This is a genomic window from Nonomuraea ceibae, assembly GCF_019396325.1.
Classification (GTDB): Bacteria; Actinomycetota; Actinomycetes; order Streptosporangiales; family Streptosporangiaceae; genus Nonomuraea; species Nonomuraea ceibae.
In genome coordinates this window covers 112,389-129,970 of the sequence record NZ_JAHKRO010000007.1, presented here as the reverse complement: position 1 = coordinate 129,970, position 17,582 = coordinate 112,389, and the positions used below count along the sequence as shown (strand labels likewise).

12 protein-coding genes and 3 pseudogenes are annotated in these 17,582 nt (G+C 62.1%); 8 read left to right on the top strand and 7 right to left on the bottom strand.

From position 1 onward, the window contains the following. Nucleotides 1-167: 167 nt before the first annotated feature. Nucleotides 168-863 carry a hypothetical protein gene (locus KME80_RS07535; protein WP_219501850.1) on the bottom strand — a complete coding sequence of 232 codons (696 nt, stop codon included), beginning with the start codon at nucleotides 861-863 and terminating at the stop codon, nucleotides 168-170. Between the two features lie 404 nt (nucleotides 864-1,267). Between KME80_RS07535 and KME80_RS50075 the strand changes: the two are divergent. The 3 genes and pseudogenes from KME80_RS50075 to KME80_RS07525 form a co-directional block, all read left to right on the top strand. Further along, nucleotides 1,268-1,469 (top strand): annotated as a pseudogene (locus KME80_RS50075) (transposase family protein); the annotation flags it as partial. A 75-nt stretch (nucleotides 1,470-1,544) separates the two neighbouring features. Further along, nucleotides 1,545-2,309, top strand: a complete 765-nt coding sequence (locus KME80_RS07530; RefSeq protein WP_219501848.1) for a Hachiman antiphage defense system protein HamA — start codon at nucleotides 1,545-1,547, stop codon at nucleotides 2,307-2,309. After that, nucleotides 2,299-5,796: a DEAD/DEAH box helicase gene (locus KME80_RS07525; RefSeq protein ID WP_219501846.1), complete on the top strand. Its 3,498-nt coding sequence runs from the start codon at nucleotides 2,299-2,301 to the stop codon at nucleotides 5,794-5,796. The genes KME80_RS07530 and KME80_RS07525 overlap by 11 nt, the downstream gene beginning before the upstream one ends. 548 nt (nucleotides 5,797-6,344) lie before the next feature. Here KME80_RS07525 and KME80_RS51720 read toward each other — a convergent pair. Next, nucleotides 6,345-7,067, bottom strand: a pseudogene (locus tag KME80_RS51720) (DUF6119 family protein); the annotation flags it as partial. Nucleotides 7,068-7,146: 79 nt separating this feature from the next. Continuing rightward, nucleotides 7,147-8,019: pseudogene (locus KME80_RS53135) on the bottom strand (DUF6119 family protein); the annotation flags it as partial. 132 nt (nucleotides 8,020-8,151) lie between these two features. Between KME80_RS53135 and KME80_RS07510 the strand changes: the two are divergent. The 4 genes from KME80_RS07510 to KME80_RS07495 all read left to right on the top strand — a co-directional run bounded on the left by KME80_RS07510 (nucleotide 8,152) and on the right by KME80_RS07495 (nucleotide 11,834). Then, complete coding sequence (locus KME80_RS07510; protein ID WP_219501840.1) at nucleotides 8,152-8,757, top strand: hypothetical protein; 606 nt, start codon at nucleotides 8,152-8,154, stop codon at nucleotides 8,755-8,757. Nucleotides 8,758-9,011: 254 nt separating this feature from the next. Beyond that, a complete protein-coding gene (locus KME80_RS07505) occupies nucleotides 9,012-10,079 on the top strand; it encodes a 7-cyano-7-deazaguanine synthase (RefSeq protein WP_219501838.1) in 1,068 nt (355 codons plus the stop codon). Between the two features lie 14 nt (nucleotides 10,080-10,093). After that, nucleotides 10,094-11,287 (top strand): XRE family transcriptional regulator, encoded by a 1,194-nt coding sequence (locus KME80_RS07500; protein ID WP_219501836.1) that lies wholly within the window; start codon nucleotides 10,094-10,096, stop codon nucleotides 11,285-11,287. Between the two features lie 4 nt (nucleotides 11,288-11,291). Beyond that, entirely contained in the window at nucleotides 11,292-11,834 is a 543-nt protein-coding gene (locus KME80_RS07495; protein ID WP_219501835.1) for a hypothetical protein, read from the top strand. A 299-nt stretch (nucleotides 11,835-12,133) separates the two neighbouring features. Here the strand turns inward: KME80_RS07495 and KME80_RS52635 are convergent, their stop codons facing one another. From KME80_RS52635 to KME80_RS07475, 4 genes are all read right to left on the bottom strand, one after another. Next, entirely contained in the window at nucleotides 12,134-14,086 is a 1,953-nt protein-coding gene (locus KME80_RS52635; RefSeq protein ID WP_219501833.1) for a DUF3732 domain-containing protein, read from the bottom strand. Beyond that, on the bottom strand, nucleotides 14,083-14,574 hold the full coding sequence (locus tag KME80_RS07485; RefSeq protein ID WP_219501831.1) for a three component ABC system middle component: 492 nt from the start codon (nucleotides 14,572-14,574) through the stop codon (nucleotides 14,083-14,085). Before KME80_RS07485 ends, KME80_RS52635 begins: the two co-directional genes overlap by 4 nt. Continuing rightward, nucleotides 14,571-15,803 carry an ABC-three component system protein gene (locus KME80_RS07480; protein WP_219501829.1) on the bottom strand — a complete coding sequence of 411 codons (1,233 nt, stop codon included), beginning with the start codon at nucleotides 15,801-15,803 and terminating at the stop codon, nucleotides 14,571-14,573. The genes KME80_RS07485 and KME80_RS07480 overlap by 4 nt, the downstream gene beginning before the upstream one ends. Nucleotides 15,804-16,222: 419 nt before the next feature. Next, a complete protein-coding gene (locus tag KME80_RS07475; protein ID WP_219501827.1) occupies nucleotides 16,223-17,068 on the bottom strand; it encodes a hypothetical protein in 846 nt (281 codons plus the stop codon). Between the two features lie 27 nt (nucleotides 17,069-17,095). Here KME80_RS07475 and KME80_RS07470 point away from each other — a divergent pair, with 27 nt between their 5' ends. Beyond that, nucleotides 17,096-17,287, top strand: coding sequence for a hypothetical protein (locus KME80_RS07470; protein WP_219501825.1), 192 nt, complete (start codon nucleotides 17,096-17,098; stop codon nucleotides 17,285-17,287). The last annotated feature ends 295 nt before the right edge of the window (nucleotides 17,288-17,582 follow it).

The following is a 17,582-nucleotide window of genomic DNA, read 5'->3' as shown; positions in this document are numbered from 1 at the left end:
CCAGGGGCTTCTCCGTTTGTAGGTCAAGTCCGCAAGCCTGCAACAAGCCTGTGACGTGGTGCTTCAGGTTGGAAATGGCTCAGTCTTCATCGCGCTTTGCCCTGTCTGGAGACAGCGGCCCAGCCCTCGTTTACGGTCCCGACCCCCGGTGCAGAACCACGAGCGAGCTACACCAGCTCGGCGAGCTGGCGGAGCATCATGTTGGTCTGCTGCTCCATCAGTCCCGCTCGCTCTGGGCTGAGCACGTCGAAGTCTCCGTGCGCCGCCGCGTTGCGCAGTCCCGCCAGTTGCGTGATGTCCTTAACGTCCTGCGCGGTGATCAGCCCGGCCCTCCGCAGCTCGGCGGTATAGGCGTTCAGGGATGGTCGATCGATCACCAGGCTGCGGGCGTCAGCGATTGCGCGCAACGTGATCTCCAGTGCTGCGCCGCATAGCATGATCGCGGCGGCCGGGTGCGTCTGCCGGTCGTCCAGCAGACGCCGCACCTGGCTCATTAGGTCGGTGCTGGCCAGGCCAGTTTCCGCCCAGGCTCGCGCTCCGACGATCTCCGTGATGTCGGCCTCGACCTGATGGCACCACTCCCGGAGCAAGTCACCCAGGCCGTGTGCGCCGGACTCGGTGGACTGGTTGTCCCCCTTGTTGGCATACAACCGTGCGGCCTGCTCGGTCCACGTACTGTCGGGGCCGGAGTACTGCCGGAAGAACTCCAGCGCGGCAGCAGCCCGTGCGCTGATCCTTGAGAGGAGTTGGCGGTCGTCAGCCTTCCAGTAGCCGTGGCCGTCATTGGCTTTCCAGGTCATGTCCTGTTCGAGCTCGTCAGCCAGGGCGCGGGCATACTCGAGGATCTTTTTCTCATCGCGCATCGTGTGTACCTCCAAGTCGATCGGAGAAGAGCAGACCAGGATGCCACGGGCCGTACGTTTGTCAGGCGGGTTAGTTGTCAGGAACAGCTGAAGGCTTAGCAAGGAGTTCACGCTCACTCGAGGGGCTCCGCCGGTGTTTGAACTGGTGTGATTTCGTTCGTGAGAGACGCGGAGCGGCGGATCCCGGTGGATCCTGGGCGCACCCGGTTCCTCATCGGGTCGGAGACCAAGTTGTTTCCGCTCAGGCAGCACTGCAGCTGGTCTGGGCGGGGGAACTAGACTGGGGTGCCTGTCTTGTCTCAGCACTACGAGCGCTGGCTACTTATGAGGCCTCTCCTACTGCCGCTCGGGGCGAGGCCTAGCTGCTCATTAGGCCTACCAAGGAGCCGAAGGTCCGGTCCGCACCCGTACAAGGCAAGGACAAGCCCGAATCCCAGAAGCGGGTCAACCGCGCCCACACCAGACTCCGAGTCCCCGGCGAGCGCGCGAACGCCCAGATGAAGCTGGAAGATCCTCCGCAAGCTACGCTGTAGCCCGTCCAAGTCCGGTCACCTGTGCCAGGCCATCGCCGTCCTGCAGAATCACCGAGTTGCGCAGGCGGCGTGAGGATGAAAAGCGTTCCAGGTACAGTTCGTCCAGCGAACACTAGGTCTTGGGGGATGGACATGTGGGCGGAAGTGCATGACTGACTTCAGGAGCTGGTGCACTCTCAAAAGATTGGTGCCTGTTGGCGACCACCATGCTGGCGTCATCGAGTCGTACGATGATGCCGGGGGTGCTGGTGCCCTCGCCGCAACTCTTCCGAGCGCGTACGCCGAAACCGAGTCCCTTGCGCTGATCGCGGAGCGACTTGGGAAGGATGCGGTGGCTAAGTTCCTCCGCAACAAGTTTCCCACCACGTCAAGCGCTCGTTCCGGGGACATGGGTGAGATTCTTGCGACGGCGTACCTACACGAAGAGCGCGGGTATGTGGTTGGACCGAGCAGACTCATTCAGCGTGACCATCAAGAGTGGGCGATGAGGGGGGATGACGTACTCGGGGCAAGGCTTGACGCCGATGGCAAGCCTCACATCACCAAGGCGGAGGCGAAAAGCCGCGTCACGCTGAGCAAGCGTACCGTTGAGGAGGCTCGCGAAGGTCTAGCACGCAACGATGAGTTGCCCTCGCCGCACTCGCTCACTCAGTTCGCCGAACGGCTCGTGTCCACGGTTGACAGTGTCGTCGGCCAGGCCGTGCTTGACATGCAGCTCTTGGAAGGCGTCCGTCCCGACCGCGTTGGTCACTTGATGTTCCTCTTCACAAGCAGCGACCCGAGTAGACACGTGACAGCAGATCTCCAGGCGTACCCGGGCGCCGTGCCACAGCTGACGATCACGCTTCGGGTTCAAGGCCACAAAGAGTTCATTGAAAACGCCTACGAAGGGGTGATCGTCGGTGGCTCGTGAGGCGCGGGATCTGGCAGAAAGTCTTGCCATAGCCACCGACACTGGCTTTCGTGGGCGCCTGCTGGCCCGTGGGCAGGCCCAATCCATGATCCGGCGCGAGGGCGTTCTTCCTCGAGACGCACCCACGTTCAGTCCCTTTCTGGACGCGGACCTGCTCAACTACGGGTACGCGTTGCTGGCCACAAGCCTTGAGCTCTTGGAGGCCGCGGACGACGACACGACCGAGCAGATCGCCCTCGCACAGCAGGGGTTCATCCAAAGCTCCTACGCCCTCGAGGCTGCCAGCCGGAACGCGACGCCTGAAGCAGACTTGGTCTTTCACGGGCTTGTCGCCGGCGCGGCCAGCCATCTCGGTGGCTACGCCGCGCGGGCGTTCTCGCTGATCCAAGCGAGCCGACAGTCGGGGCGGTTGACGCCGATGGAGCAGACGCTGGCGGACCTGGTATTGCGCGACTTGAGTTCGATCGAGGAGCGAACCCAGTCCCTGCGCTCCTCTCCCCAACTCTCCGATGACGCTCTGTTGATGAGCCTTACCGCAGTGGGCAGCAGCACGGAGGAAGACACGTCGCCGGACCAGGTCGGCCCCATCGTCCTTCTCCTCAGCGAGAACTATCTCTCGGCGGTCTCGGCCGCTTTGTTCGCAATCGAGATCGGCAGCCGGGACCTGCTCGATGCGGCCCTCGAAGAGCTGAGGCTTGGCGAGCAGGCGTCCTCGGACGTGAGCGCCCCCGGCCCCTGGTGGGTTTATCGGCTCACTCGACATCTGCTCGGAGGCCTGTTCGACACCAGCCTTGAGACGAACATCCCGGATGAACCACCGCCAGGAGCTGCTGATAACGTCGAACGGTGGCGCTATCTCCGGCGCACCTTCGTTGAATCGCTCCTCGCGCGGGAACGCTCGGAGATAGACCTGTGGCCCTCCCAACTCCACGTCGTCGGCAGGATCTTCCAGGACGTACAGGATCTCGTTGTCGCGCTGCCAACCAGCGCTGGCAAAACCCGTATCGCCGAGCTGGCGATCTTGGCGTGTCTTGCACAGGGCCGACGCACGGTGTACGTCACCCCGCTGCGAGCCTTGTCCGCTCAGACTGAGCAGGTCCTCGCGCAGACCTTTTCGCCGCTAGGCATCCGAGTCTCGTCCCTTTACGGCAGCATGGGGACGAGTGACGTCGACGAGGACACCCTGCGTTCCAGCGCAATCGTCGTGGCGACCCCGGAGAAGCTGGATTTCGCGCTTCGATCCGACCCATCTGTCCTCGATGATGTCGGCCTCGTCGTGCTGGATGAGGGGCACATGATCGGAGCCACCGAGCGTGAGGTCCGCTACGAAGCCCAGATCCAGCGGCTCCTGCGTCGTCCAGACGCTTCGACGCGCCGCATCCTGTGTCTTTCGGCCGTGTTTCCGTCCGGGAGCGAACTCGACGACTTCGTCGCATGGATCACTGATGATGCCCCGGACGGTCTGCACCGCGAAGAGTGGCGCCCGACGCAGCAGCGCTTCGGCCTTGTCGAGTGGCGTAAAAACCATGCGCGACTGACTGTCACCCTCGGGCCCGACCAACCGTTCATCCCGCGTTACTTCGAGGCGAAGAAGCCGAGCGGCCGGCGCAGGAAGATGTTCCCGGCGAACCAACGTGAACACGTCATCGCCACCGCGTGGCGTCTGGTCGAAGAAGGCCAGACCGTCCTCGTCTTCTGCCCCCAGCGGAATTCCGTGGAGCCGTACGCTCGCGCAATCATTGATCTCCACCGCAGAGACCTCATTTCCTCCGTCCTCCCCGCGGACGTCGACCTTCACGACGCGCTCGCCGTGGGCGCCGAGTGGTTCGGTGCCGACCATCCGATATTGGAGTGTCTTCGGCTAGGCGTGGCCATCCACCACGGAGCGCTCCCCGGTCCCTTCCGGCGCGAGATCGAGCGACTCTTGCAGCGGAGCAGCTTGAAGGTCACTATTGCCTCACCGACTCTCGCCCAAGGACTGAACCTGTCCGCGTCGACGGTCCTCTTCCACGGCCTTCACCGCGGCAGGGACGTGCTCAAGGGTTCCGAGTTCGCGAACGTGATCGGGCGTGCGGGCCGCGCATTCGTCGACACTGAAGGGCTCGTTCTCTATCCGATCTTCAAACCAACTCAAAGACATTGGCGAGAATGGCTCGCACTCACGCAGGGAGATGGCGGCAAGGCCCTGCGATCCGGTCTCATCGATATCGGCGTTGAACTCCTGAAAAGGATGTACGCATCGCAGAAGCTCACTTCGGTGGAGCCCCTTCTCGAATACCTCACCGGCGGGCCCGACTGGTCCCTGCCCATCGTGTCCCAGGAGCCTGATGACGGACGGGCCGCCGCTGCCCAGAGTTGGCAGTCGAACCTCGCGTTGCTCGACATCGGCATCCTGAGCGTCGTCGGAGACAGCGGCTTGGACAACGTCGCCGACGCCGCGACGCAGATCGTCACAGATGCCCTGCGCGATTCGCTGTGGGAACGGCAACTTCGCCGCTACGACGACACGTTAGCCGCTGCCGTACGCGGACTGGTGTACAGCCGGACCAGGCACTTGTGGCAAACGTCCACACCGTCCCAACGCCGCGGCTGGTTCTTGGCTGGACTAGGTGCCAACGCCGGGTCCGAGCTCGCACAAGTATCTGGAAGCATCATCGCCTTGGCGGGCCAAGCCGAAGCCGCCATCGCCGACGCAGACCGCGAGACCGCCGCCGACTTGCTCGTGGCGATCGCCGATACTCTGTTCGCGATGGAAATCTTCGCTCCCGAGACAGTGCTCGGCAACTGGCACGAGGTATTGAGGCACTGGGTTCACGGTCTGGCCCTCGGCGACCTTTCCGGCGACCGCGTCGCGATAACGCAGTTCATCGAGGCCGACGTCATCTACCGGCTGGTCTGGGGAATGGAAGCTGCCAGGGTCTACGAAATTGCCCAAGGCAACCTCGAGGCCGACGCCTTGTTGGGCACGGCAGTAACCGCAATCGAGACGGGAACGTTCAATCGGGCAGCCTCGATCCTCATACGCTCTGGCTTCGACCATCGCCTCGCGGCAATATCGGCAGCCAAGAGCACTGCCGCCACATTCGACTCGGCTGCCGAAATGCGCCAATGGATTGATGACCTTGACCCTGCGCAGGCCCTGAGCGAAAGCTGGCCTACACCCGAGTCACGGTTAGCATGGGTGGCATTCGTGAACCCCTCGCGGGCACAGCGCTCGCTTCGATGGGGCCGCAGGACCGAGGATTTGCAGGAGGTCACCTGGTACGGGACAGTACCTGAGCCTGGTACCTGGCTGCGCGTGACTGATACTGGACCGGACAAGATTGAGATCTGGTCCAGCGGCTACGACCTGCTCGGAGAGGCCGCCATTCGCCTCAACCGCGAGCGCCAGGGCGTGTTGCGTGCCCGACGACTTCGCACTGGCGCCGGCGTCCGCCTGCTTTATCGCGGCCCAGACGACCTGCTCCCGAAAGCGCCGAAGGCATAAGCGTTGACGCCTGATTGGACCTCCGGGGTTTGACCGAATGGGGCTCAAGAACTCGAATATCCGACGAAACCATGGACGACTCTATGAATTCAACGTGTGCAATGGGCTCTGGCGCACTCTTTGGCGATCGCCAAAGATGGCTGCATTGCCCATGTCCTGGTGGTCAGGCCCCGCAGGCCGTGCGATCCTGCTCTGGTCGGGCTGCGGCTGGAGCTCAGCACGGAAGGGCTGGATATCACGGCCGACGAATCGGGATGCTGTCCGCCCGTGATAAGTCCGCGGACACGGACGTGTGCGAGGCCGCCTCGCTGCACCAGAGAGGCCGCCTGAAGCCCTTCACTGGAAAGGCGTCCCTTCATGGACATCCCGCCCGACTCCACACCCATCGTCTGCGACATGACCACACCCCCGACACCACTCAGGAGCACCTAGACAAGCCCCGGGCCTGGAGGCGAAGCGCAGGATCCGTCGCGGTCATCCGTCACGCCAGATGCGTAGGCATGCCATATCCCGGCGGAGGAGTGTGAAGGAGAGGCCCCGCACGGCTGTCATGGCTGTGGGCTGATGTCGATGACCTCGACCTTCACCTGCACCAGGTCGAATACCCGGACCGTATGGATGAGAGAGACCTGGGAGAAGGTGAACAAGGTATCCACGGTCAGCGGGCGGTAGGTAGCCGGTTGCCCTTTCTTCTTGCTCTTAAGTGCGATCGCGAAGATCACCGTGGGACGTGCCGGGATGGACATGCCGGGTTGGGTGGCCTTGACGAGCTTGGCCAGTTCTTCTCGTGCTTCGGGGTCGTAGCGGAGGGCGTCGTAGGACGTGAGAGCCTGGCGAAAGAGATGGCTGAGCTCTCCCGAACCAGTGGGTGCCTTGACATGGATGAATTCGCCGTTGGGGCCAAGGAGGTCGCACGCTTCGACGCCATGAGGGTGTTGGGTGGTGCGCAACACCTTCTTGTCGAGCAGTAGGAACTGGCCGCGACGGGCGACCTCGTCGTTGTAGGCGTCCTCGCGGGTGAAGGCCAGGTCCCACAAGGGGAGGGGTATGGAGGGCGCCTGCGACAGCATCTGCGTGACGTGCTTGTGGATGCTCTCCAGGTGTGCGGTGCCGATCTCGTACCACTTGCCCTCGTGGAGGAAGTACCGATGTGCGTCCAAGGGGATGTCGGCGGAGATCCACAGATGCCCCTTCACCCTTCGGCTCAGCGGTTCCTCGCCTTCGTGGTCGGCGCAAACCTGGATGTAACCGTCCCGGAGCGCTTTGATTCGCTGGCCTGGGGGGGAGCGGCTGCGTCAGTGCCAGGAGCGTCTCGAGGGACAGGTCTTCCTCCGCGGTGAACCTTCGTTGACCAATTTTTACCCTGTACGACTGGTGTTCTTCCTCTACGTCCTGGCACGCAAGGGGCAGCGCGAGGGCAAGTTCACCTTCCGTGCCGCCGCCGAGCAGGTCGTCCAGCGCCTCGTTGAGCCGGGGAATCAGCGGGTCTCTCGGCTTCAGCGCTCGCAGGCGTGCGATGAACTCGAGTTCCTCGGCTGGAGACTCCTTGGCGCAGATCTTGCCGATACGCCGGAGGTCATCCAACAGATCCTCGGGGTCGGTGGCGAGGTGGACCTTGAGAGAGTCGGTGCCGGCCACGCTGATGCGGCGTTTTCGCCCTCTGTTGAAGGTGAGTTCGACGTTGGCCAACTGGCCGGTGATCCTGCCGACGATCTCGCCGTACTCTTCGATGCCATACCAGCGGATGTTTTGGCCGCCGGGGACAGAGCTGCGCTCGTAACGTGGCTGAGCGAGCATGGCCGTTCGGGTGACCTGTCTGACGCTCTTGGGGTCGACGGCTCGTACGGCGAAGCTGAGACCGAACCCTGGATCGATGAAACGGGGATCGATCAGCAGGTGGCCCATTCTGTAGCTGAGGGCGAAGACCCCCTCGTCGACCGGGATGACGAGTACGGCGGCCGCCGTGCAGTTCGTCTCCTCGACGGAGGTGGAGGTGAGCTTTTCGAGTACGGCTGACCAGTCCGTGACGCCCTTGGAGATCGTGCCATGGATGAGGAGGGACGGGATGCCGGTGACGTCGGCGGGGCCGGCCGTGAATCGCTCGTCATCCAAGTGCCGAGGCACGATGACCTTCGTCAGGTCATTCGGATGTCCTCTTGCTTCCTGCAGGCGGTAAAGCGTGGTCTTGCGGGTCTCTCCAGGTTCGATGGTGCTCGACGACATCGTTGGCCTCCGGCCAGGTCGAGGGTGGCAACTGGACGGACCCTTCTGCCGTCCTGCTTTTACATATTGACACAACAGGAGGAGGAAGTACGCTAAAGATGATGACATAGTCAGAAGGACTAGGTGGTCGTCATGCCGGACGATGACAGGTGGTTGCGCGGCCTTCCTCCTGGATGGAGTAAGGTCTGGCGCTATATCGACAGCGGAGCCTCGCTTGACCAGCTCGCGCGTGCAACAGCGCAGGCTTTCGCCCGTACCTTTCGTGATGTAGGCGGTGTTCCAGAGCTACGGGACATTGCCGATGAGGCCGTCCAGCGCGCGCAGACCAAGTGCTCGGAACTAGACCTCGGGATCGATGGCCATGATCCGTTGCATGCATCGAACCACCCGCCCACTGTGATCACTCGGCAAGTTGTTGATGCCCTCGTGGAGGCCCAGCCCGAGAAGCTCGCAAGCTGCGCGACCTTAGAGGCTCAACAGGTCGTAGCGGAGGCATCTCTCAAAGAGCTTGCCTTCCACTTCGGCTTCGATCGGATGGTCAAGGATGCAGTGCGCAGGGGTAAGGAACTCCTGCAGGTTCTGAACATCATGGAACTTGTCTTGGCGCATCCACAGATCAAGGCCCTTGCCGTCAGATTGCTGCGGCATCCTGACGGGAAGGGGCTGCGTGCCCCTGGATTCAGAACGAGCGGCATGTCTACCTCTGAACTGCTTGAGACGCCTTTGGGGGATCTGTGATGTCCTTGAGCTCTGTCCGGTGTTGGCCCGGCGCGGCCTGCTGGCCGGGCGGGATCGCCGAGCCACCCGTGGATCTAGCGTGGGGTGTCGCCATTACTCTGGACGGCCGGCGAGTCATGGACGGGCTTGCCCAGCAGATCCCGTGGTATGCGGCAGATCTCCTCGAAGTAGCAGCATGTGTTCATGCGGCTGATCGTCTGACTCCCCGAATAGGGTGGAGAAGCTCCGACTACGGCTGCAGCTGGTCTCGGACGATGCGTGTGCGAATCCCTGTGAGGCGTCCGGATGTCTGGAACGCCAATGCAGAACAACTTGCGCAACTGCTTCGCTGGTTGTCGGACGACGAATGGATCCTTGAGTTCTGTCAAGGAGAGGGTCCTCTGACGCCAGGTCAGTCACCGCTCTTCGAGACGGCACCCCCGGATGCGGATCCAGTCCTGTTTTCTGGAGGAATGGATTCGACCGCCGGGCTCGCGAGAGATCTCTTCGTGAATGAGCGGCGTGTTGTGGCTGTTAGCGTGTTCACTAATAATTGGATGTTGTATCAACAGCGCCAGGTGATCAAAAATCTCACCCATGGGCATTGCCTGCCTGTGCAGTTCAACCTAAATCTACGCCTATCTGATATCGAATCAAGCCAGCGAACGAGAGGGTTTGTCTATCTCGCTTCTGGGATCGCTGCGGCCTGGACCATGAGTCGCCGCTTTCTCAGGGTGTATGAGAACGGAATCGGCGCCATAAACTTGCCTTACCTGCGTTCTCAGTATGGCGCACAGGCCACGCGCGCAATGCATCCCAAGACGTTGCATATGATGAGCGCTCTTATCGGTTCTGTGACCGGCGAGGCGTTCAGTATCGACGCTCCCTATCTCACGCTTACCAAAGCAGAGTTGATCGCTTCCGTTCCAGAGGATGCCGATCAGGCGCTTCAACAATCAGTCTCCTGCGACAGCGGCTTTTCTGCCCGCGTTCGCGGCCGAAAACCTTGCGGAATCTGCACTTCATGCCTACTTCGGCGTTTGGCAATCCATGCCTCCAAGAAGAGTCATCTGGAGGCGGGTCAGCTCTATCGTCGGGCTGACCCATCAACCAGCGAGCAGTGGGCGGCCATGGCCTGGCAAGCCCTACGCCTTGAGCGCTGCCTGCGAGGCGAGGATCCGTGGAACACGCTCATGATGGAGTTTCCGGCTCTACGATCTGCGTCCAGAATGATCTCCCGAAACGATCTTGTCCGGCTCTATCGTACCTACTGTCAGGAGTGGGCCGTGGTGTCGGCCAAGTTCGGAGATACCCCCCCACCACGGGACAGGACGGCTGCGTGATGACCATAGATGTTGTGAGTACCGAACAAGAGAGCCCATCTTCGCTAGGCATTCGGCTTCGAGCAGCCAGGGAGGCGCGAGGGCTGACGCAACAGCAGGCCGCCGCCGAACTGGGCGTCAGCCGTCCTCTCCTCATCGCAATAGAGAAGGGCAGCCGCGAGGTCCGGCCGGAGGAGTTGGTCCGGCTTGCGCGCTTGTACGGCCGTCCGCTCAATGAGCTGCTCCGGCCATCAGCGCCGCCTGCGGCGGTAGGCGCCCGCTTCAGAGCAGCACTCGGTGCGAAGGCGCCTGTGCCAGACATCGATGCACTGATCACTGAACTCGAGCGGATCGGAGATGACTACCTAGATCTCGCGCGTCAGGCTGGCGCCGAGCTGCCGCGACGATACCCCGCGCTACGCACCCTCGACTTGAGTACGGAGGAGGCCGAAGACCTCGCAACCGATGAGCGTAACCGTCTAGGTCTAGGAGACGGACCTGTTGAACGGCTGCGTGAGGTGCTGGAGAACGACGTCGGTATCAGGCTGTTCATCATCTCGCTACCTGCCCGGGTCGCCGGCCTGTTCATCTACGCAGAACCCCTTGGCGGATGCGTGGCAGTCAATGCCAAGCATCCTTTGGAACGCCGGCGGTTCACGATGGCCCACGAGTACGCGCATTTCCTTGTCTCCCGTGATCGTCCCGAAGTAACCCTTCTTGGTCGTTCGACCAGGGTCCCCGAGGGCGAGCGATTCGCTGATACCTTCGCCGCGGCCCTCCTCATGCCCCGAAGCGGGCTCGCCCGACGATTTCATGAGCTCAAGCGAAGCCAGAGTGGCAAGGCAACCCCCACCACGCTGCTGCAGTTGGCCAGGGCATACCGAGTGTCCGTCCAGGCCATGACTCACCGTCTTGAAGATCTACAACTCATTCCCGGTGGCACTTGGGACAAGCTGGTGGATAATAAGTTCAAGCCGCGCGCTGCCGAGCGCCATCTGGGGATGAGTGAACTGCTTGGAGAAGGGGATTCTCTGCCGCAGCACTATCGCACGCTGGCGGTGCAGCTCTACGCGCAAGGAAAGATCACAGAAGGGCAACTTGCCCGCTTCCTCCGTACTGACAGAGTAGGAGCACGCGACATCTACCGCTCTCTTACCGGGAGCCCCGACGTAAGTGACGATGGGGCCCCACAAATTTTCGACCTCGTTGAAATAGACCCTACGGGCTGACTCTATGACCGCGCGTCTTCTGCTTGATGCCTGTGTCGCCATCAATTTGATAGCTACGCAGAAATTCGATGAGATCGCTGCAGCGAATGACCTCGTCTTTGTAATGGTAAGCGAGGCCGCCCGAGAAGTTTCCTCCCTTCGAGACAACGCTGACGGGGAACGTGTCATTGTGCCAATCAACGTTGCGGAACGTCTCAGATCCGGGGCTTTGGAGTTCACGGAACTGGTTGAAGACGAATTTCCACTCTATGTGCAGTATGCAGCCAAAGTGGATGATGGCGAAGCGGCGACCATCGCGGCAGCGGTCGCGCGTTCATGGCCTCTAGCCACAGATGACAGGGCTGGCCGTCGGCTTTGCGATGAAGTAGGCGTGTCTCGTTTGATGTCCACCTCGCTTCTCCTGCGTAAGTATGCAGAGGCGGACGAACTTACTCCAAAGGAAATCTCGCGACTCCTCCAAAGAATTGAGAAGCATGCATCCTTTGTTCTGGGGCGAACCGACTTTGACTACTATTGGTGGATGGAGCATCTAAGGCTTGAAGAGTAGCCTCAGAGCTCGGCGTTTGGGCGCAGTGTGCGATCTCGCGGTCAGGCCACGCCTCAAAAACAGCAATGTGAGACGGATTCCGTCTTCAGGTGCCTCCAGATGGGCATGTTATGCCCGAGCCCCGACAAATATGGAGCCGCGGAAGGCTAACAGGAGGTTGGCTGCTGCGCCCCCTTGTATCATCTCTGGCGTCTTCTGTAGCACCGGACTACCTGACACGAAATTGCGGGCAGCTCGTACCGGCTAGCGGTCGTCCACTGGTACGGCTCCGCGACCTTCGTCGTGGAGCCGTGGACCTGTCAGTCATCATTGATGTCTTCGGTGATCCAATCTTGAGGAACGAGAGCCAGGCCGTTGCTGCGCCTCCATCGCGCCTCAACCGAGCTCCGGAAGGGTTCGTCGTCTAGGTCGGCGTGCTCCATCACGATCACTTGGAAGTTGCCGTCAAGGGCTTCGATCGTCCTCTGGATGGTCTTGTAGAGGTTGAGCAGGGCGGTCCTGTCGGGTCCTGCCAAGACGGTGCCGTCTGGGGCGTCTTCGGGGAAGTAGACCTGGGATGGTTGGTCTAGGACCAGGAAGCGAGGCACGGGGCTGCGCTGCTCGGAGAACCACTCGTGCATGCTCAGGAGAGTGGCGACGTGGTAACCAAGCCAGTTTTCTCCACCGCCCATGTCGGCCAGACGGACCGGACCACGTGTGGTATCCGCGATGACGGTCAACCCTCGCGGGTCGAGGCGGATGGGGGACTCCTTGTGCTCGAGGTCCAAGGCGACAGCCTTGGCTTTGATCTTCATATTGATTCGGGAGACGAAACTGTTCAGCCGATCGTCTCGTGCTCCGGCTCCGATCGCTTCCTCGAGATCAGTGATCTTCGCTCTGATTTCTTCGCGCCGGTCCACGACTTGGGGTCCTTGGACATGGCGTCCGGCCGTTTCCAGGAAGAGGCTGATGCGGCCTTGGACAAGCACGGCACGTCGCGAGGCATCTGTCTGGCCTTGCGCAGCGCGCTGGCCGGCGGTCAGCGTGTCGAGCTGCTCCTGATTGCGGCCCAGCGCACTGCGGATCTCCTGGAGGGTGTCTTCTTCCGCTGCGATGAGGGCGTTGATTTCGGGGGTGTCGCTGCCGATGACAGTCATGTCGGCATCGAGGCGGCCGAGGTCGCGATTGATGACCTCCGCGATCTGGCTCAATTGCGGCTGGTGGCTGTCGCACACCGGGCAACGCGGTTCCTGGTCTGCGGTGGTGGGTGGTGCGAAGAGGTTGAGAGTGGCCAGACGGGCATGCTGCTCAGCCGCCTGGTCAAGGAATTCATTGTTCTCCTGAGCGGCACGCTTAAGATTGGCGATGCGTGCACGAATCTGTCCATGCCGTTCACGCAGCCTTCGGCGTTGCTCTACGAGAGCGGCAACTGGATCATCTCCGGCCTCGGGCAGCTGCGTGGGGGCGCTCTCGTTGACGGCTTGGCGGAGATACTCCAACGCCCTTTCTGCTGTCATCTCCCGCTGGGGCGGTTGCAGCAGACCTGCCTCAACGGCTTCGGTGACCAGAGCCAGCGCTTGCCCGGAGGCTGGAGACAGGCTGTGGGCAGCAGCTACGGCCGCTTCCATCTGTGCGAGTTCCCGACGCAGCAGACGGAGTCGGCTTTCTAGCAACGCCTGTTCGGGATCGACGGCGCCAAGAAAGTAGGGAATCATTGCCCGGATCGTCGCTGGCAAGAATTCCTCACCCTGCGAGTGGAACAGCAGGTCTGGGTTGGCTACCTCGTTCTGCTTCTGTAGACAGAAGAACAGCGCATGGCGCACTGAGGGCGGGATCGGGGTAGTGCTGCGCACGGCTGGGATCCGGACCGTCCGGTCGATCTCCGTGAACTCCGACAAGACATCCTTGGCGATGTCGAGAGGGGTGGAGAAGTTCAGCTCTTCCCGTTGCGGAGGCGCCGCGCCGAGCGCTTGAGAGACGACGCACATTGTGGTCGCCGTGGCCGCCTTGCCAGCCGGAGCCGGCCGCGCCACGAACAACTGCTGTTGGTCCTTCACGAGAGTGACAGCGAAGACCTGCACGAAGTTGCGCAGCGCCGCCCCCTTGATGACATAGTCCTTGCTGGCCAGGCAGTAGTCGACGATGTTAAGCAGAGCGCTCTTCCCGCGCCGCGAGTCGCCAGTGATGATGTTGAGCCTGCCGGTCTTGAAGGGGACGGTGCGGATGTGGCCGTCTTCGTTGTAGATGGAGATGGCACTGATCTGGAACGTCACGGCCGGACTCCTAGCAATGTCATGACGGTACTGAGGCTGCCCGTGCTGGGGAGCCAGCGCCCCAGAAGATGGGCCGCCTTCTGGATGGCCTGGATCTCGTCCGTGGCGCCGTTGATCGTCTTCGTGAGCCGACCGGGTGCCACGGTAAGTTTGCCGTCCTCATCGACGTGTACGGCATCGCTCTGTAGTGCCAAGAGGAGCCCGGGCCGCACCACTGCGGCCAAGGCGGTGGCGTTCTGTGACATGGTCACTTTGACACCCTTGTTCTCCTCCAGCCATCGGTTCAGCCCACTGTTTCGGGATCTCGGCAGAGTGCGACGTACGGCTGGTTGCAGTGCCATCACGGCGGACAAGACCGCTACTGGGACCGGGCACGGCTGGCTGTACTGGAGCTCGTGGCCCTGGACGGCGCGGCAGGTGACAAGCGCGGTAAAGGCCGGGTTGAACAAGGCGCGTTCTTCGCGGCTGAGTTCAGTGAGTGGGTTCACGCTTGCGTCGCTCCCGCCGGCTCCAGTACGGCCATGAGCCGGGTCATGAAATCAATGTGCCAGCCCACCTGAAGGTCATCAGCCAGGATGTGGAAGGATCCCTTGGCGACGAATGGCTCGTCACACCCGACGCGGATGCGGGGACGTGCCTTGCGCGTAGCCCATCGATAGATCTCCTTGGCGGCTGCTATCTTCTCCGCTTCCGTCGCCTCTGCGCCGAGGTCGTCTTCCATCTCCGCGAAGAGGTCCTGCCACTCCTCGATGAGCCGGCGCTCGTACTTGCTGATCTCGCCGGGCAACAGCAAGTTGTCGTCTGACCACCGGGAACGCTGGGCAAACGCGCGGATGTAATCGCGCACTGCGATCCCGATGCTGGTCTTGCCGATGTCGATCAGTTCCATCTGGCGGACGAAGGTCATGCTCGCATAGTCCGATGGATCTGGTTTGAGTACAGCGATGTCCTCGTCGATGGGCAGGTTCTCCGGCCGGAATTGATTACGCAGGTCGGTGAACACCTGGTCGAACTCGTCACCAGTGATCGCGTCCATCTCATCGGTTCGCAGCTGACGGATCGTGCGCTGAAAGAACCAGCCTTCCAGGCGCTGAAGGAAGGGCCTGGCATACGCATGTCCGACGGCGGAGACCACTCGCTCCAGCAGCAGCTTCTCCACCGCATCGACGTCCGGAGCATTGCCGATGACCTGTATTCGGGCAACCATGGCCCGTCGCTCATCCGCTGAGAGTTTGTCGAAGGCTTCGTATGCCTTCTTGTTGTCCTTGCTGGTGGAAGATTTCCTGGCGGTCTCCAACGCTTCAAGCCCACGACTCTCGTCCCTGACCCCTGAGACGAGAGGTTGCAGGAGATAGCCAGCCGAGTCGGGGGCTAGCTCAGCGGTAGTCAGGAGGAGAAGGTCCGTCTCGTCCAGGTCGAGCTGTTTGTTGGTGATGCCATGAGCCCATATCCGCAGGGTTTTCCACAGGTCCGTGCTGTAGTCCGACATGGTGACGCCAGCGGCCCGATGCTTGAGCTGATAGAGGACCCGGCCGCCTTCGACGAGTTCTTCCACGTCGTCGCCAGCTTCGATGGCAATGCACCAGTCGAGTCCACGGCCGTGCTGGTCGACACAGGAATGAAGGGCCCTCCGGAGCTGGTACACGTAGCCGACCGCGGACGCCGATGCTTCGAACGGAGCTGTTGTACCCGCCATCTTCCCCTCCAGCCTGGTCAACCTGGCACATGCCTGACTGATCTTTGCATTGCGCGCGTATTGCCTAAACCCTCACGTCTAGAGGCCGGGCGGGCCAGCAAGCTCCATAGCCAGGGGCGAGCGGCTCCGAAGTCTGCGCACTGGCGCGGCTTATGGACCCGGCACGCATGCCCAGACGTCGGAGCCACCGCGGTGCAACTGGTTCCGATGGCGAAAATCAGGTTGCCTGAATGTGGAGCGCTCCAGGGGGCCTGCTGATATCGAAAACATAACGAAGGTGGTGGATTGCTACGGCGCTTGCTCGCTCAGGTCGTAGTCGGTCAAATTGATTTCCAGCAGGTAGCTCCTGAGACGGGAGAGGGGACTCAGGCCGCGACCTGCTCGCATCGCATACTGGACCTGTCCGGGTTCCTGAGGCCCTTGCTGTACTACGGCCTCCGTCAAACTATGCGTCGTTCAGAGAGCTCGTTGAGTCGGATGGCTTCGGTCAACGCCTCCGTTGCCAGTCTCGTTGAGCAGGCAAGTGTGTTGAGCAGGGGCTCCGGCAGTTTGCCAGCCATCAGGCCAGAAGCTGCCATCAGACGGGTCAGGGGATGTTGGTGAATATCGGATAGCAGATGGTCGCCAGTGAGGAGGTCGCGAACGGCATACCCGTCACCACAGTCGATCACCTCCTCGATTACCTGGGAATGAACACGGTAGGCCGCTTTGGCATCGGTGCTGCTGGCGAGGGTGGCCACGGTCAGCCCGAGCCGGGTCCGGAAGACGGCGTACCCGGGTAGCAACGCGCTCCCGAAAAACCTCTCGACCATGTCCGCGACGCTTCGGCTGAGCAACGCGTTCGTCTTGTCCATGCACATCACGCTCAGGCAAGAGCCGACCAGGTGTTCCCAGGGTTCGGTCAGCGTGCATCCCTTCAGGGCGGCTTGAGCGGCCTGAAGATCGCCGTGCAGGAGATGAGTGATGATCTCGACCTGTCGCCCTTCCATGAGATGCACGCCGATCCCGTTGTGGGCTCGAGCGTGGGTGACCGCTTCGTCCCAGCGTCCAGCAAGGACGAGAGCGCGGATGCCGTCGGCGAGGTATTGGAGCCAGACCCATTCGCGCAGCTTGTGATGCTGTTGCAGAGTGCCGGTGAGGTTGGCCAGGGGCAGGCGGCGGTCCTCGATCATCAGGTCGGTGCTGTTGACGGTTGCCTGGTACATCGCGTCCAGGAGTCGTAGGGCGTGTTGTCCGGCGTCGGCGCGGATCTGGAGGCAGGCGAGGTTGAGGGCGGGTTCGAGCATGTATCTCGCTTGGAGCACGGTGAGCGGGTGGCCGGCCTCGCGGTAGACGTTGATGTGCTGCCAGCACAGGTCGCGGGCCAGGTCAGGAAGGCCGCAGTCGCTGGCCAGCAGCGCGGCCTTGTCCAGCGCGTGCGCCCCCTCGTGCAGCGCGTCAACGCCGGAGCTGATGGCGGTGTCGGCAATGTCGGCGATCTCCTTGATCCGTTCGGTAAGCGATGAGCAGGCAGGGCGGGGGCGGCCGACGAGGGGAAGTGGCGGACGGCGGCGTGCAGCGTAGCGGGGTCCATGGTCAGGTCCGGGGGAGGAAGGCGGCCGTGGCCGCGTCGGACAGGATGCCTTGCGTGGTGGCCGAGAGGCCGAGTCGGTTCCAGTGGAAGATCACGATGTGGGTGAGGAGGGCACGCAGGCCGCGGTCGAGGCGTCCTTCGGCTGCAGCACGGCCGAGCTGGTTGCCGGCGCTCTGCCATGCCGACAGCCACGGTGCGGCGAACGCCGCAGGCCCACCGGGGGCGAA

Bases quoted from the DNA above. Each gene is read 5' to 3' on its own strand.
- KME80_RS07505 (WP_219501838.1), top strand. From the start codon at position 9,012: ATGCGTGTGCGAATCCCTGTGAGGCGTCCGGATGTCTGGAACGCCAAT.
- KME80_RS07530 (WP_219501848.1), top strand. From the start codon at position 1,545: ATGACTGACTTCAGGAGCTGGTGCACTCTCAAAAGATTGGTGCCTGTT.
- KME80_RS07535 (WP_219501850.1), bottom strand. From the start codon at position 863: ATGCGCGATGAGAAAAAGATCCTCGAGTATGCCCGCGCCCTGGCTGAC.
- KME80_RS07510 (WP_219501840.1), top strand. From the start codon at position 8,152: ATGCCGGACGATGACAGGTGGTTGCGCGGCCTTCCTCCTGGATGGAGT.
- KME80_RS07475 (WP_219501827.1), bottom strand. From the start codon at position 17,068: ATGCTCGAACCCGCCCTCAACCTCGCCTGCCTCCAGATCCGCGCCGAC.
- KME80_RS07495 (WP_219501835.1), top strand. From the start codon at position 11,292: ATGACCGCGCGTCTTCTGCTTGATGCCTGTGTCGCCATCAATTTGATA.